Source organism: Nocardia sp. NPDC050435 (genome assembly GCF_040655395.1).
Lineage (GTDB): Bacteria > Actinomycetota > Actinomycetes > Mycobacteriales > Mycobacteriaceae > Nocardia.
Genome location: NZ_JBFAJW010000011.1, coordinates 156,446 through 172,453, shown reverse-complemented (window position 1 = coordinate 172,453; position 16,008 = coordinate 156,446). Strand labels below are relative to the sequence as shown.

1 protein-coding gene is annotated in these 16,008 nt (G+C 71.6%); it reads right to left on the bottom strand.

Translation table 11 applies throughout. The features are described from left to right. Positions 1-4: 4 nt before the first annotated feature. Entirely contained in the window at positions 5-15,775 is a 15,771-nt protein-coding gene (locus AB0I43_RS30870) for an amino acid adenylation domain-containing protein (RefSeq protein WP_357433053.1), read from the bottom strand. Positions 15,776-16,008 lie beyond the last annotated feature (233 nt).

Sequence of the window (16,008 nt, the reverse complement as noted above, 5' to 3'; positions counted from 1 at the left end):
CGTCTTAGGGGAGCCAGGATTCGTGCAGGACCTGGGCTATGCGGTGCAGGGAACGGGGGGTGGTCATGTGCCAGTGGGTGGTGGGGAGGGGGTGGTCGTGGACGGCGCCGGAGATGACGGGGGTCCAGGTGGCGGCGTTGGGTGGGGTGGCGGGGGTGTCGGCGGCGGCGGTGAAGAAGACCAGGTCGCCGTCGAAGTGGCGGGGGTGGTAGGCGGCGGCGAGGGTGAGGGCCGTGGTGGCGGCGGTGAGGACGCGGTCGATACGGGCGCGGCCGAAGGAGGCGAAAGGCTCGGGGAGGTCGGCTAGTCGGTCGGCGAGGTCGGTGGCGGTGTGCAGCGGTAGGTCGGGGGTCTCGTCGCCGAGCAGGCCGCCCAAGAGGTCGGCGAGGGTTACGGCGGGCGATTCGGTGTCCGGAACGGTGGCGCCGAGGCGGCTGTCGAGCATGCCGAGGAGGGCGACTTTTTCACCGTCGTCCTGGAGTTGGACGGCGATGGCGTGCGCGAGGGTGCCGCCGAGGGACCAGCCGAGCAGGTGGTAGGGGCCTTCGGGCTGGACCGCGCGGATCTCGTCGAGGTAGCGGCGGGCCCAGTCCTCGATCGAATCCGGCAGGGGGGCATCGGAATTCAGGGCCGGGGATTGCAGGGCGTAGATCGGGCGCTCGGGGTCGAGGTGGGCCGACAGGCCGGCGAAGGACCAGGCGATGCCGCTCACCGGGGGCAGACAGAACAGGGGTTCGGCGGTGCCGGTGCGGCGGATCGGGAGCAGGATGTCGAACGCGGCGTCCGCGCCGGAGCCGTTCAGCAGCGCGACGATGCCCGCCGGGGTGGGCGCGGTGAACAACCACTGCACCGGAATCGGCGTGGCCACGGCGACGCTCAGCGCCGCGGACAGCTGGGTGGCCAGCAGGGAGTTGCCGCCCAGTTCGAAGAAGTTGTCGTCGAGGCCGAGGCGTGGGACGGCGAGGACCTCCGCGAAGCTCGCGCAGACCGTGGCTTCCAGCGGCGTGACCGGGGCGCGGTGCGAACGCGGCTCGAAGTCCGGGTCCGGGAGCGCCTTTCGGTCCAGTTTGCCGTTCACAGTGAGCGGGAGCGCGTCCAGGACCACGAATGCCGCGGGGATCATGTACGAGGGCAGCGCCGCAGAGAGAGCTGATTTCACCTGTGCCACATCGATTTCCGAGCGTGGGACCAGGTAGGCGATCAGCTGGTCGCCCGTCCGCGAATCCGACCGCGCCACCACCACAGCCTGCCCCACCCCGGACAACCCCACCAACACCGACTCGATCTCCCCCAACTCGATCCGGAAACCCCGAACCTTCACCTGAAAATCACTACGCCCCCGATACACCAAACCACCCGCACCATCCCCCACCACCAAATCACCCGTGCGATACAACCGCCCACCGGCCACGAACGGATCAGCCACGAACCGACCCGCCGTCAAACCCCCACCACCGGCATACCCCCGCGCCAACTGCACACCCGACAAATACAACTCACCCACCACACCCACCGGCACCGGACGCAACCGCGCATCCAACACCAGCACGCCGCTGTTCCACACCGGCCCACCGATCGGAACGGGTTCCTCGCTCCCGCTCACCCGATGCGCGGTCACCGACACCGCCGCCTCGGTCGGACCATACAAATTGAACAACTCCACCCGCGGCAAACCCGCCCGCAACCGCCGCGCCAAACCACCCGGCAACACCTCACCGATCGCCAGCACCCGCCACAACGAATCCGGCAACCCACCCGCACCCAGCAACGCCTCCACCATCGACGGCACCACATGCAACGTGGTCACCCACTCCCGAGCCATCAACTCGTTCAAATACACCGGATCCCGATGACCCTCCGGCGCCGCGATCACCAAACGACCACCACACACCGCCGCCGACCAGAACTCCCACACCGACAAATCGAACGTCGCCGCCGTCTTCAACAACACCGCATCCGCGGCATCCAAACCGAACTCCGCGACCTTCCACAACAACTGATTCACAATCGCGGCGTGGGAAACCACCACACCCTTCGGACGACCCGTCGAACCCGACGTGAAAATCACATACGCCGAATTCCCCGCACGCAACACACCCAGACGCACACCGAAACGATCACCAGCAACACCCGCAACCACACCAGGATCAACGATCGGCGTCGTCGCATACCCCGACAGATCGACCTCATCGATCCGCACAACCGGCGCGACCCTGGTCTCGAACCCGGTCTCGGTATTGCTCAGCACACACACCACAGCCGCCGTCTCGAGCACATACTCCGTCCGCTCGCGGGCCTGATCCGGATCGACCGGCACATACGCGCCACCAGCCACGGTGACCGCATACATCGCCACCACCAGATCCACCGACCGCCGAATCGCCAACCCCACCCGCGACTCCGGACCCACACCCAACGCAATCAAATGCCGCGCAAGCCGATTCACCCGAGCATCCAACTCGGCATACGTCAGCTGCGTACCATCGTCGGTAACCAGCGCCTCGGCCTTCGGATCAGCGGCCACCGTCGCCGCCAGCAGCGACGCCAAGGTGCCCGGTGTATCGACCTGTGCCCCTGCCGACTCGACCAGTGCCGAACGCTCGGCGGCATCGAGGAGTTCGAGATCACCGACCGCGCGCTCCGGCGCGGCGACGATCTCGGTGAGCAACCGCACGAAGCGGTCCGCGAACCCCTGCACGGTCGAGCGATCGAACAAATCGGTGGCGTAGGTGAAGAACCCGCCGATCCCCGTCGGCCCGTCCGAGTCGTAGGTATCGGCGACGATCACGTGCAGATCGAACTGCGACAGTTGGCGATTCGCGGGCAACGAGGCGATGGTCAGTCCGGGCAACTCCAGCGCGGACAGGGCCAGGTTCTGGAAGGACAGCCCCACCTGGAACAGCGGATGCCGCGCGGTCGAGCGTGCCGGATTCAGGACCTCGACCAGTTGCTCGAACGGGATATCGGCGTTGGCGAAGGCTTGCAGATCGGTTTCCCGTTGCCGCGCGAGCAGTTCGGTGAACGATTCGTTCGCGTCGTACCGCGTGCGGAAAACCAGGGTGTTGACGAACATGCCGATCAGATCGTCGAGGGCGGCGTCACCGCGGCCCGCCATCGGCGTGCCGATGGCGATGTCGTCGGTCCCCGAGAGCCGGGCCAGCAGCACCGCCAGCGCCGTGTGCACCACCATGAACAGCGTCGTACCCTCGGTGCGCGCGAGTTCGGCCAGCGCCGCGTGGGTGGCCGCGTCGATCCGCAGGTCCACCTGCCCACCGGCGTAGGACTGTACGGCCGGTCGCGGCCGATCCCGGGGCAGTTCCAGCTGATCCGGCAGCCCGGCCAGCGCCGAACGCCAGTATCCGAGCTGCTCCGCCGCCGGAGAGCCCGGCTGATCGGCACTGCCCAGCAGCTCGCGCTGCCACAGCGTGTAGTCCGCGTACTGCACCGGCAGCGGCTCCCACTGCGGGGCAACGCCTTGCGCTCGCGCGGCATAGGCGATCGCCAGGTCCCGCGTCAGCGGGCCGCCGGAGAAGCCATCGGCCGAGATGTGATGAACGACCAGCGCCAACACGAATTCCGCCGAGCTGCTGTATTTTTCGGTCGCGGCATCCCCTGCGCTCGAAGCCTCATGATCGAGACCCGCCGCCGCACCACCCGACCCGGCAACTCCGGACTCTACGGTCGCGAAACCGCCCGTGCTCGAAGCCTCACCATCGAGACCCGCTGCGGCACTGCCCGACCCGGTGCCTCCGATGGCCAAATCGGCTCCCAGCGGGCCCGGGAAACCTGAGGCGTCCGAGGGCGTCGGCGCACTGCGCGCTGATGTCTCAGTGTTCAGTTCATCTGCGGCCCAGTCTGTTTCACCATCGACCCGAATCAGCACCGCGCGCAGCGGAACCGCGGCGGTGACATCGAAGCCGGTCGAAACCAGTTCCGCGACCGCCGATTCGATGTCGGCGGCGGCGAGGGTGCGCAGTTCCAGCCGGGGTAGGTCCGGGTGGCCGGGCGGCAGGATCACCTGCGCCGGGCCGTCGCCGGTGTGCGGGTAGACGGTGCGCAGGATCTCGTGGCGCTCGATCAGGTCGGCGAACGCCTCGTGCAGCGCGGTGACGTGCAACGTCCCGGTCAGGCGGATCGCCATGGGGATGTTGTAGGCCGCGGACCCGCTGTCGAAGCGGTTCAGGAACCACATGCGCCGCTGGGCGGGCGAGAGCGGAATGTGCGCGGGCCGGGGACCGGCGACCAGGGCGCGGGCCCGGTAGGCGCCGCTGCGCCCCGCGAGCTCGGCGGCGAGTTCGGCGACCGTGGGCGCGGTGAACAGCAGCCGCACCGGGACGCGGGCCTCGGCCGCGGCCCCGAGCCGGGCGCTGACGCGGGTGGCCAGCAGCGAGTTGCCGCCGAGCGCGAAGAAGTTGTCGTCCGCGCCGACCCGGTCCAGGCCGAGCACCTCGGCGAAGGTGGCGGCGACGGTCCGCTCGGCCGCCGTCGCGGGCGCGCGGTAGGCGCGGGTGGCGAATTGCGGTGCGGGCAAAGCCTTTCGGTCGATTTTGCCGACCGCGGTGAGCGGCACCTCGTCGAGCACGACGATCGCGGCGGGCACCATGTGCGGGGGCAGCGCCTGAGTGGCGAAGCCGAGCAGCGCGGCGGAATCGGGTGCGCCACCGGTCACATAGGAGACCAGCACGGTGTCGCCGCACGAGTTCGGGCAGCCGACGGTGATCGCGAAGTCGACCTCGGGATGCCCGGTCAGCACGGCGTCGATCTCGGCGAGCTCGATCCGGAAGCCGCGGATCTTGACCTGGAAGTCGGTGCGGCCCAGGTATTCCAGCTCCCACCTGGCGGCCGCGGTGCCGACCCAGCGGACCAGATCGCCGGTGCGGTACATCCGCTCCCCCGCCGCGCCCCACGGATCGGCGACGAACCGCTCGGCCGTCGTGCCCGCGCGGCCGTGATAGCCGCGAGCGAGTGCGGGGCCCGCCAGGTACAGCTCGCCGGCGGAGCCCGCGGGCACCGGGCGCAGCAGCGGATCGAGGACCACGGCGGTCAGGCCGGGCACAGGCGCGCCGAGCGTGATGCGCTGCCCCGCGACCAGCGTGGTGTAGGCCGCGCCGATGGTGGCCTCGGTCGGGCCGTAGCCGTTGAGGAACCGGCGGCCGGGCTGCCACCGGCTCAGCAGTTCCGGCGTGCACGCCTCGCCGCCGGCGGAGACGACCGCCAGTTCGTCCAGCCCGGCGGGGTCGAGCGTGCCGAGCAGCGCCGGCGTGATGATGGTGTGGGTGACGCGCTCGGCGCGCAGCAGGTCGTGCAGTTCCGGACCGCCGAGCAGGTCCGGCGGCGCGATCACGAGGGTGGCGCCGCTGTAGAAGGCGGTGCACAGTTCTTCCACCGACTGGTCGAAGCTGGGCGAACAGACGTGCAGCATGCGGTGGTCCGGGCCCAGCCCGAGCAGCGCGGTCGAGTAGCCGACGAGACCGCCGAGCCCCGCGTGGGTGACGGTGACGCCCTTGGGCTGCCCGGTCGAGCCGGAGGTGTAGATCACGTACGCCGGGTTCGAGAGTCGCAGGGGCGCACGGCGATCGGCGTCGGTCACCGGCGTCGCGGCGGCCGCCGCGCACCGGCGCTCGAGCTCCGGATCGTCGAGCACCAGCCAGTCCAGCACGTCGTCGAGTTCGGTTTCCGAGGTCGTGATTCCCACTGCCGCATGCGAATCGGCGAGCATGTACCGCACCCGATCGGCCGGGTAGCCGGGGTCGATCGGCAGATAGGCGCCACCGGCCTTGGCCACGGCCATGATCGCGACGACCATCGCGTAGGACCGCCGCAGCGCCAGTGCCACCACGGTCTCGGGTGCGACGCCGCGCTCGATCAGGACCCGCGCGAGCCGTGCGGATCGCTCGTCGAGTTCACCGTAGGTGTAGGAGCGCCCGGCTTCGCGCACCGCGACCTGGTCGCGGCCGTAAGCGAGTCCGCGCGTGAGCAACTCGGGCAGCAGACCGGAGTCGAAGGGCGCGCTCCCGCCCATCCGGGTGAGTCGCCGGTATTCGGGTGCGGCCAGCAGCGGCACGTCGACGACCCGCGCCCGCGGCTGCCGCACGAGGCCCATGAGCACTCGCTGGAGCCGGTCCGTCACGTCCTTGGCGGTCGCGTCCGCGACCAGGTCGCGCCGGTACTTGACCTGTACCAGCGTCCGCGCGCCCAGGAACACCAGCACCGTGACCGGGTAGTGGGTGTGGTCGGCGCCCTGCAAACCGTCCACCCGCAGTCCGTCGAGCGCGCCGCCGGCCTGCCGCAATCCCTCGACATCGACCGGGTACGACTCGAAAACCAGCATGGTGTCGAACAATTCGCCCTGCCCGGCCAAGCGCTGGATCGCGCTCAAGCCGAGATGGTGGTGATCCAGCAGCGAAACCTGCTCGGCCTGCACCGAACTCACCAGCTCCGTGACGGTGGTAGCGGTGCCGAAGCGGACCCGCACCGGGATGGCGTCGACGAAAAGCCCGATCATGTCGCCGATGCCGTCGAGCTGGGCCGGACGGCCGGAGATGGTGGCGCCGAAGACGATGTCGTCGCGGCCGGTGCTGCCCGCGACGACCAGGCCCCAGGCGGTCTGCAGCAGGGTGTTGGCGGTGACCTCCGCGGCCGCGGCGTAGGCGGTGAGCGCCGCGGTCTCGGCGGAGGACAGGGTGAACTCGCACAGACCGTACCCGGCCCCGGTGGGCGCGGGCGTCGCCAGTTCGGGGCCGAGCATGGTCGGCGTCACACCGGTCAGGACCCGGGCCCACGCCTGCTCGGCCGCCGCCACGTCCTGTTGGGCCAGCCAGCTCAGGTAGTCCCGGTAGGGCCGCACGGGCGGCAGCAGCGCGGCGTCCCCGCCCGCCGCGTAGAGCACCAGCAGTTCCTTCATCAGCAACGGCATGGACCAGCCGTCGAGCAGGATGTGATGTCCGGTCAGCACCAGATGGCTGATCCCGGAACCGTTGCGGTACACCGTGAATCGCAGCAGTGGCGCGAGCGCGGGATCGAAGCCGCGGGCCCGGTCGGCGGCCAGCAGGCCCGGCAGGTCCGCGGCGTCGACGCCCTCGACCACCCGCCACGGCACCTCGACCGCGTCCACGACCACCTGCACCGGCGTCCCGGCGGCGGTGGCCACGAAGGCGGTGCGCAGATTCGCGTGCCGGTCCAGGATCGCCTGCGCGGAGCGCCGCAGCCGCTCGACATCCAGCGGGCCGCTCAACTGGGCGGCGAGCTGGATGATGTAGGCCTCGACCGCGTCGTCCAGCAGTTCCATGAGCACGCGCAGCGCACCCTGCAGCGGCGCGAGCGGCAGCACGTCGGTCAGGCGCGGGTAATCGTGCCGCCACTGATCCAGTTCCGGCTGGGTGACCCGCACCAGCGGGACGTCGGACGGGGTGAGCCCGCCCGCGTCCGGGCGCCGTGCGTGCGCGGCCAGCGTCGCCAGCGCCGCCGACCACTCGTCGGCCAGTTCGCGCACCGCCGCCTCGTCCAGGATCGCGCTCGCGTACCGGAAGCTCGCCTCCATCCGCGGTCCGTCCGGGGTGTCGGCGACGATCGCGTTGATGTCGACGATCGCGCCGATCGGCAGGTCGTGCTCGATCTCCAGGTCGCCGAGGTCGCCGCTGGGCATCCAGTCGGCGGGGCCGGCGGGCGCGCCGGCGGTGGCGCGGCCGAGATAGTTGAAGCCGATCTGGCCGAGCTCGCCCGCGAGCAGCGCGGCGGTCTCGGGATTGGAGCGCCGCAGCAGTCCGAACCCGATGCCCTTGTCCGGCACCGCGAGCAGTTGTTCCTTGACCGATTTCAGCACCGCCGCGCTGTCGTCGCCGGAGCAGTCGATCGCGACCGGGTACAGGCTGGTGAACCAGCCCAGGGTGCGGGTGAGGTCGGCGCCGGGCACGACCGCCTCCTCACGCCCGTGTCCTTCGAGCCGGATCCGGGTGACCGGCGCGTCCACGCCGCGCCGGGCCCGCCAGGCGCGCACCGCGAGGGCGAGCGCCGCGAGCAAGGCGTCGTTGACGCCCGCCCGGTAGAGCGCGGGCAACGTGGTCAGCACGGCGGTGGTGACCTCCACCGGCACCGGGACCGTGAACGACCGCATGGTCTCGGCGGTATCGAGGGCGGGGTCGGCGGCCCGCGTGCCCAGCAGCGGATCGGGGGTGGCCAGCACGCGCTGCCAGTAGGCCGCCTCGGCGACCCGTTCGGGCGCGACCGCGGCCTCGGCCAAGCCGTGCGCCCACCGCCGGAACGAGGTGCCCACGGCGGGCAGCGCGATCTGCTGACCGGCCGCGTGCTGCGCCCAGGCCAGCGCCAGATCGGGCACCAGGATGCGCCAGGACACGCCGTCGATCACGTAGTGGTGCGCCGCGATCGCCAGCAGATCCGGGGCGTCGCCGCGGCGGATCCAGGTGCACGCCAGCATCCGGCCCGCGGCCGGGGCCAGCGCCGCCAGCGCACGGGCCATGGCCGCGCTGCCGACGCGCGTGAGTTCCGCACCGCCGGCGTCGGTTTCGACGACGGCGGCGATCAGCGATTCCGCGTCGACGGCCGGCGGGCCGAAGGTCTCGAAGCGCCAGCGCCCGTCCTCGAAAGCGACGCGGGAGCGCAGGATCTCGTGCCGATCCAGGACCGCGCCGAGCGTGGCGACCAGGCCCGCCCGATCGATTCCGGCCGGCAGCGCCAGCACCATGGTCTGGGCGAACCGATCGTGCGAGCCCGCGGCCAGGAACTCCGCCATGACCGGGGTGGGCGGGATGTCGCCGAGCCCGCCGCCGGGCAACTCCGCCAGCACGATCGGCGCGTCCGCCGCACCGGCGGCGGCCACCCGGGCCAGCGCGGCGACGGTGCGCTGCTCGAACACATCGCGGGCGGTGAACACGAGCCCCGCGGCCTTGGCCCGCGACACCAGCTGGATCGACAGGATGCTGTCGCCGCCGATCGCGAAGAACGAGTCGTCGGCGCCGACGTCGGGCAAACCGAGCACCTCGGCGAACAGCCGGGCCAGCTCGGTCTCGACCGAGCCCAGCGGGGCCCGCGCGGGCGCGACCTCGAAAGTCGGCTCCGGCAAGGCTTTTCGGTCGAGCTTGCCGTTCGTCGTCAGCGGCAGCGCGTCCAGGACGACGAGCGCGGCGGGCACCATGTGCGCGGGCAGGAACGCCGCCGCGTGCTCGGTGAGGGCCGCCGTATCGAGCGTATGTCCCGTCGCCGCAACCAGATACGACACCAGCGCGACCGATCCGGCCGGTGTCGTCCGGCTCAGCGTGGCCACCTGCCCCACACCGGGATGCTTGCCGAGGACCGCGTCGATCTCGCCGAGTTCGACGCGGAAACCACGCACCTTGACCTGGGCGTCGCTGCGCCCCACGTACTCCAGTTGCCGGTCCGGGCCGTACCAGCGCACGACATCGCCGGTGCGATACATCCGCGCGCCGGGCGCGCCCCAGGGATCGGCGACGAAGCGTTCGGCGGTCAGCCCGGCACGATTGCGGTAGCCGCGCGCCAGCGCACCGCCGGCCAGGTACAGCTCACCGGGCACGCCCGGCGGCACCGGGTGCAGGCGGGCGTCGAGCACCAGCGCCGACGTGCCGCGCAGCGGCCTGCCGATCGTGATCCGCTGGCCCGCAGTGATTTCCGCGCAGGTGGCGGCGATGGTCGCCTCGGTCGGACCGTAGGCGTTGAAGTAGCGGCGGCCCGGCTGCCACGTCGCGACCAGGTCCGGCGAGGTCACGTCGCCGCCGACCAGCACCGCCTCCAGCCCGTCGAGCCCGGCCGGGTCGAGGGTGCCCAGCACCGCCGGGGTGAAGATGGCGTGCGTGACGCCCTCCGCGCGCAGCAGTTCGGCGAGCTCGGCGCCGCCCGCGATCGTGGGCGGCACGATGACCAGCGTCGCCCCGATCGACAACGCGCACAGCCACTCCAGCACCGACGGGTCGAAACTGGGCGAGCACAGGTGCAGGAAGCGATGTTCCGGCCCCAGCGCATAGCCGCGGACCACCTCGTCGCGCAGGCCCGCGAGCCCGGCGTGGGTGACGGTGACGCCCTTGGGCAGGCCGGTGGAGCCCGAGGTGTAGATGACATAGGCGGGATGCCGAAGCCGCAGTGGCGCGGGACGATCCGGATCGGTGACCGGAGCGGCGGAGTAGGCGGCGCACCGCTGCGCCAGCTCGGGATCGTCCAGCAGCAGCCACTGCACCCCGGCGGGCAGCCGGTCGGCGTACTCGCTGGTCGTAATGCCCAGCACCACACCGGAATCGGTGATCATGTGCCGGATCCGGTCGGCCGGGTAGGCCGGATCGATCGGCACGTGCGCACCGCCGGCCCCGGCGATCGCCAGCACCGCGGTGACCGTCTCCGCGGAGCGCGGCAGCGCCACGGCGACCAGGTCCTCGGGACCGACGCCCCGATCGATCAGCAGGCGCGCCAGCCGCGAACCCGCCTGTGTCAGTTCGCCATAGCTGATCGAGCGACCCCGGCAGCGCACGGCCACGCGGTGCGGGCCCAGCGCCGCTCCGGCGCCGAGCAGGTCGGGCAGCAGGCCGGCGGGCATGGCGTCGTCGGGAGTCACCCGGGTCAGCAGCGCGTACTCGTCGGCGGCCAGCAGCGGCAGGTCGCCGACGAGTCGCGCCGAATCCCGGGCGACGGCGGTCAGCAGCCGGAGCAGCCGCTCGGCGAAGGAGTCCACCGTGCGGCGATCGAACAATTCGACCGCGAAGGTGAAGCTCGCGGCGATGCCGCCCGCGGCGCGCTGCTCCCGGATCCGCAGGGCCAGGTCCGGGTGCGCGGCGGCGTCGAACAGGTCGTCCGCGGTCAGCAGGATTCGAGTCAGCGCCGGATACGTCTCCGGTCCGGCCAGGGCTTCCAGGCGCGGTCCGGTCCGGGTGAACGCCTGCAGCGCTACTTCTTTCGCCTCGACCAGCAGCTCGTCGAAGGACCGGTCGCCGGGCACCCGGGTCCGCAGCAGGGTGAGTCCCCGGCTCGTGCCGGGATCGCCGACGACGGCGGCCGGGGTCGCGACGACGACGTCACCCGCGTCCGACAGTCGCGCCAGCAGCACCGCGAAAGCGGCGTGCACGACGGTGAAGACGGTGGTGTCGCGGGCCCGGGCCAGGCCCTGCAGCCGCTGGTGCAGGTCCGCGTCGACGTCGAAGGTCACCTGATCCAGCGCACCGTCGCGGACCGCCGAACGCGGCCGGTCTACCGGCAGGTTCAGGGCCTCCGGCAAATCGGCCAGTGCGGTGCGCCAGTACCGGGTCTGCGCGATCAGGTCGTTGTGCTCGCGGAATCGCCGTTCCAGTTGCGCGGGAGTGCGTTCCGGCGCGGCGGCGAATTCGGTGAGCACCGCGCGCAGGCGCTGCGCGAGCGCCCGCGCGGTCGCGGCGTCGATCAGGTCGCGCCGGTGCTGCACGCCGATCCGCAGCGCATCGCCCAGCTCGACCTGAATGGCCACCGGATAGTGGGTGAGATTGCCGCCGTGCAGATCGACGATCTCCAGGCCGTCGATCGAACCGTAGGCCTGGCGCAGCCCGTCGGCGTCGACCGGATACGACTCGTAGGCCAGCAGCGAATCGAACAGTTCGCCCGCGCCCGCGATCCGCTGGATCTCGGCCAGGCCCAGATGGTGCGCCTCGAGCAGGGCAACCTGCTCGGCCTGCAGGTTCTTCAGCAGGTCGCCCAGGGGGGCGTCCGGGTCGAAGCGGACCCGGACCGGAACGGTATTGGCGAACAGTCCGACCATCGCGTCGACGCCGTCGAGCTGCGGCGGCCGTCCGGAGACGACCGCGCCGAACACGAGGTCGGTGGCACCGGTGGCGGCGGCGAGCACGAGCCCCCAGGCGGCCTGCACGACCGTGTTCACGGTGACCTCCGCCGCGCCGGCGAAGGATTGCAGCGCGGCGGTCTCGGCCACGGTCAGATCGGCGTCGCACAGGCCGTGGCCGACGCCCGGGGTGGCGGGCGCGGCCAGGGCGTCGGTGAGCCGGGTCGGTCGCACCTCGGCCAGGGCGGACCGCCAGGCGTCGCGAGTGCTCTCGCGGTCGTAGCGGGCCAGCCAGGCCAGATAGTCCCGATACGGCCGCACGCTCGGCAGGGCCGCCGCGCCATCGGTCGCGTAGGCGATCAACAGCTCTTTCATCAGCAGCGGCATCGACCAGCCGTCGAGCAGCAGGTGATGGGCCGTCAGCACCAGGTGCGTGCGCCCGGAGTCGGTGCGGTACAGCGTGAACCGCAACAGCGGCGCGACCGCCGGATCGAAACGCTCGCGCTGTTCGGCCGCCAGCAGGTCGGCCGGTTCGGCGTCGGCGCTGTCGAGCACGCGCCACGGGACCGAAAGCCGTTCGGCGACAAGCTGAACCGGAGCGCCGTCGGCGCCGGTGTCGAAGGCGGTGCGCAGGATCGCGTGCCGGTCCTGCACGGCCTGCGCCGCGCGCCGCAGGCGCTCGGCGTCGATCACGCCGGACAGCTCCACCGCGAGCTGGAGCAGATACGGATCGGACTCGGAAACCTGTGCGAGATAGAGCAATCCGAGCTGAAGCGGCGAGAGCGGCAGCACGTCCACCAGGCCCGGGCGCTGTCGCTGCCAGGCATCCAGATCGTGCTGGGTCACCCGCACCAGCGCGACGTCGGAGGGGGTCAGGCCGCCGGCGGCCGGGTCGTGCGCGTGCGCGGCGAGCTCGGCCAGGGCCGCGACCCAGTACTCGGCCAGCTCACGCACGTCGGCCTCGTCGAGCAGACCGGTGACGTAGGCGAAGGAGGCGGTCAGGCGCGCACCGTCGGTGACGAGGGCGTTGATGTCGACCACCGCGGCCGCGGGCAGCGCGGGATCCTGTGCGGCGGTGGGTTCGCCCCAGGCGCCGGTCGGCAGCCAGGCGTGCTCGCCCAGCGCCTCGTCACCGGTGATGCGGCCCAGGTAGTTGAAGCCGATCTGGCCGAGCGAGCCGTCCAGGCGCGCAGCGCCGTGCGGGTCGAGGTGGCGCAGTACGCCGAAGCCGATGCCCTTGTCCGGCACCGCGAGCAGTTGCTCTTTTACTGATTTCACCAGTGCGCCCGGGTCTACCGCGTCGGCCGGGTGCTCCGACAGATCCAGCACTACCGGGTACATGGCGGTGAACCAGCCGACGGTGCGCGTCAAATCCGCACCGGGCACGGCGGTTTCCTCGCGGCCGTGGCCCTCCAAGCGGATCCGGGTGGTGGGTGCGTCGACGCCGCGCCGCGCCCGCCAGGTGCGCACCGCCAGTGCCAGCGCCGCGAGCAGGCCGTCGTTGGCCCCGCCGCGGTAGCGCTTCGGCAACTCGGTCAGCACCGCCTGGGTGACCTCGGCGGGAACGGTGACGGTGACGCGGCGCACGGTGGCCGCGGTGTCGCGCTCGGGGTCGAAATCTCTTGCGCCCAGGGGCGGGTCGGCGACTTCGAGCACCCGCTGCCAGTACGGCAGTTCGGCGGAACGATCGGCGGTGGCCAGGCCGTGCGCCCACCGCCGGAACGAAGTCCCGATCGCGGGCAGGGCGACCGGCTGTCCGGCCGCGATCCGCGTCCACGCGGCCACCAGATCGGCGATCAGGATCCGCCAGGAAACACCGTCGATCACGTAGTGGTGCACCGCGAGCACGAGCGCGTCGGGCTCGTCGGGCCGGGCCAGCCAGGTGCAGGCCAGCATGCGGCCCGCCACCGGGTCGAGGGTGTCCAGCGCGGCGTCCATGGCGGCCTCGGCGATCGCGGCCGCGTCCGCTCCGGCGGGCACGTCCCGGCGGTCCAAGAGTGCGTCCACGTCGACGGTGCCCGCGGGCCGGGCGTCCAGCAGCCACCGGCTCTCGGTGCGGCGCAGGCGCGCACGCAGCACGTCGTGCTGATCCAGCACGGCGGTCAGCGTGTCCACCAAGGCTTTTCGGGTGATATCGGCAGGTAGTTCGAGCACCATCTGCTGACTGAACCGGCCGACCGGGCCGTGCGCGAGATAGGCCGCGAGCACCGGCGTCAGCGGCATCTCCCCCACCCCGCCGCCGGGCAGCTCCGGCAGCGCCGGAATCGACTCGGCGCCGGAGACCGCGACCCGCGCCAGCCCGGCGACGGTGCGCTGCTCGAACACGTCCTGCGGGGTGAAAACGATTCCCGCCGCACGGGCCCGCGAGACCAGCTGGATCGACAGAATGCTGTCCCCGCCGGCGGCGAAGAACGAATCCTCGGCCCCGATCCGGGACACCCCGAGCACCTGCGCGAACACCTCGGCGATCCGGGACTCGAGCTCGCCCTGCGGCGCGCGCGAGGCCGCGGTCTCGAACACCGGCTCGGGCAGCGCCCGCCGGTCCAGTTTTCCGTTGGGCGTCAACGGAATCGAGTCCAGCGTGACGAACGCCGCGGGCACCATGTGGCTGGGCAGCGCCGCCCCGAGGAAGTCCGCGAGTTCGGCGTCCGCGACCGCGCACCCGCTACGCGGCAGCACGTAGGACACCAGCAGCGTCGCGCCGGAGGGCGCGGTCCTGCCGAGGGTCGCGGCGTAGTCGATGTCCGGATGCGCGGTCAGCGCGGCGTCGATCTCGCCGAGTTCGATGCGGAAACCGCGGACTTTGACCTGGAAGTCGGAGCGGCCTAGGTATTCCAGCGTGCCGTCGGCTCGCCGGCGCACCAGGTCGCCGGTGCGGTACATGCGCGTGCCGGGCGCGGCGAAGGGGCTGGCGACGAAGCGTTCGGCGGTCAGCCCGGGACGCCCGAGGTAGCCCTGGGCCAGCGCGGGCCCGGACAGGTAGAGCTCACCGGTCACCTCGGCGGGCGTGGGTCGCAGGCGCGAATCCAGCACCACCGCACCGATTCCGGGGAGGGCGGCGCCGATGGTGATCGGCTCGTCCGGGCGCAGCGCCCCGGTCCCGGTCGCGAGGACGGTGGCCTCGGTGGGCCCGTAGCCGTTGTAGAAGTCGCGCCCGGAAGCCCAGCGCCGCACCAGGTCCGGGCCGAACGCATCGCCCGCGACGACCACCGTCCGCAGCGTGTCCAGGCCGGCCGGGTCCACCGACTCCAGCGCCGCCGGGGTGATCAGCAGGTGGGTCACCCGTTCGGCCCGCAGTAGTTCGGCCAGATCCGGGCCGCCGAACACCGTCGGCGGCGAGATCACCAGCGTCGCACCGGAACCGAAGGCCAGCAGCAGCTCCAGCACGGAGACGTCGAAGTTCGGCGAGCAGACGTGCAGCACCCGGGAGTTCCCATCCACCCCGTACTGCTCGCGCTGCGCCGCGACCAGCGCGGCGAGCCCGGTGTGGGTGACCACGACGCCCTTGGGCCGGCCGGTCGACCCGGAGGTGTAGATGACGTAGGCGGGATGCTGGTCGCCGAGCGTGCGCAGCCGATCCAGGTAGGAGACCGGGTGCGCGGGCTGGGCCGCGACGCGGTCCCGCGTCTCCGGCGCGTCCAGCACCAGCCACTCGACGCCGGTGCCCAAGGCGGCCCGGTGCGCCGTGCCCGTGACGCCGAGGACGGCGCCGGAGTCGGCCAGCAGGTAGTCGACGCGGTCGGCGGGCAGCGTGGGATCCACCGGCACGTAGGCGGCGCCGGATTTGGCGATCGCCCACACCGCGAGCACGGACTCGACGGAGCGGGTGAACCCGATCGCGACGACGTCGCCGGGGCCGATGCCGCGATCGATGAGTTCGCGCGCTAGCCGCGACGACGCTTCGTCCAGCTCGGTGTAGGTCAGCTCGCGCTGATCCTCCGGCGCACCGGACGGGTTGTAGCGAACGGCTATGGAACCGGCCGCGGATTCGACGGCGGCGGTGAGCAACTGGACGAAAAGCGGAGAGCCGGACCGGCGACGGCTTCGACCTCGAACAGCGCGACGAACCCCATCCATCCGAGTACTACGTCCCTCTCACGCCAAGCCGATCTTGTTCCGAAATCCCCGAAACGAACAACGCAAGACCGAAGCTTTCGGGGCAGTCGGGCCCCTATCAGATCACAATTCGGACACTCTTGCCGATCCAGCGCTGTGATCTGCAACAACAGTCGCTCGAGGTT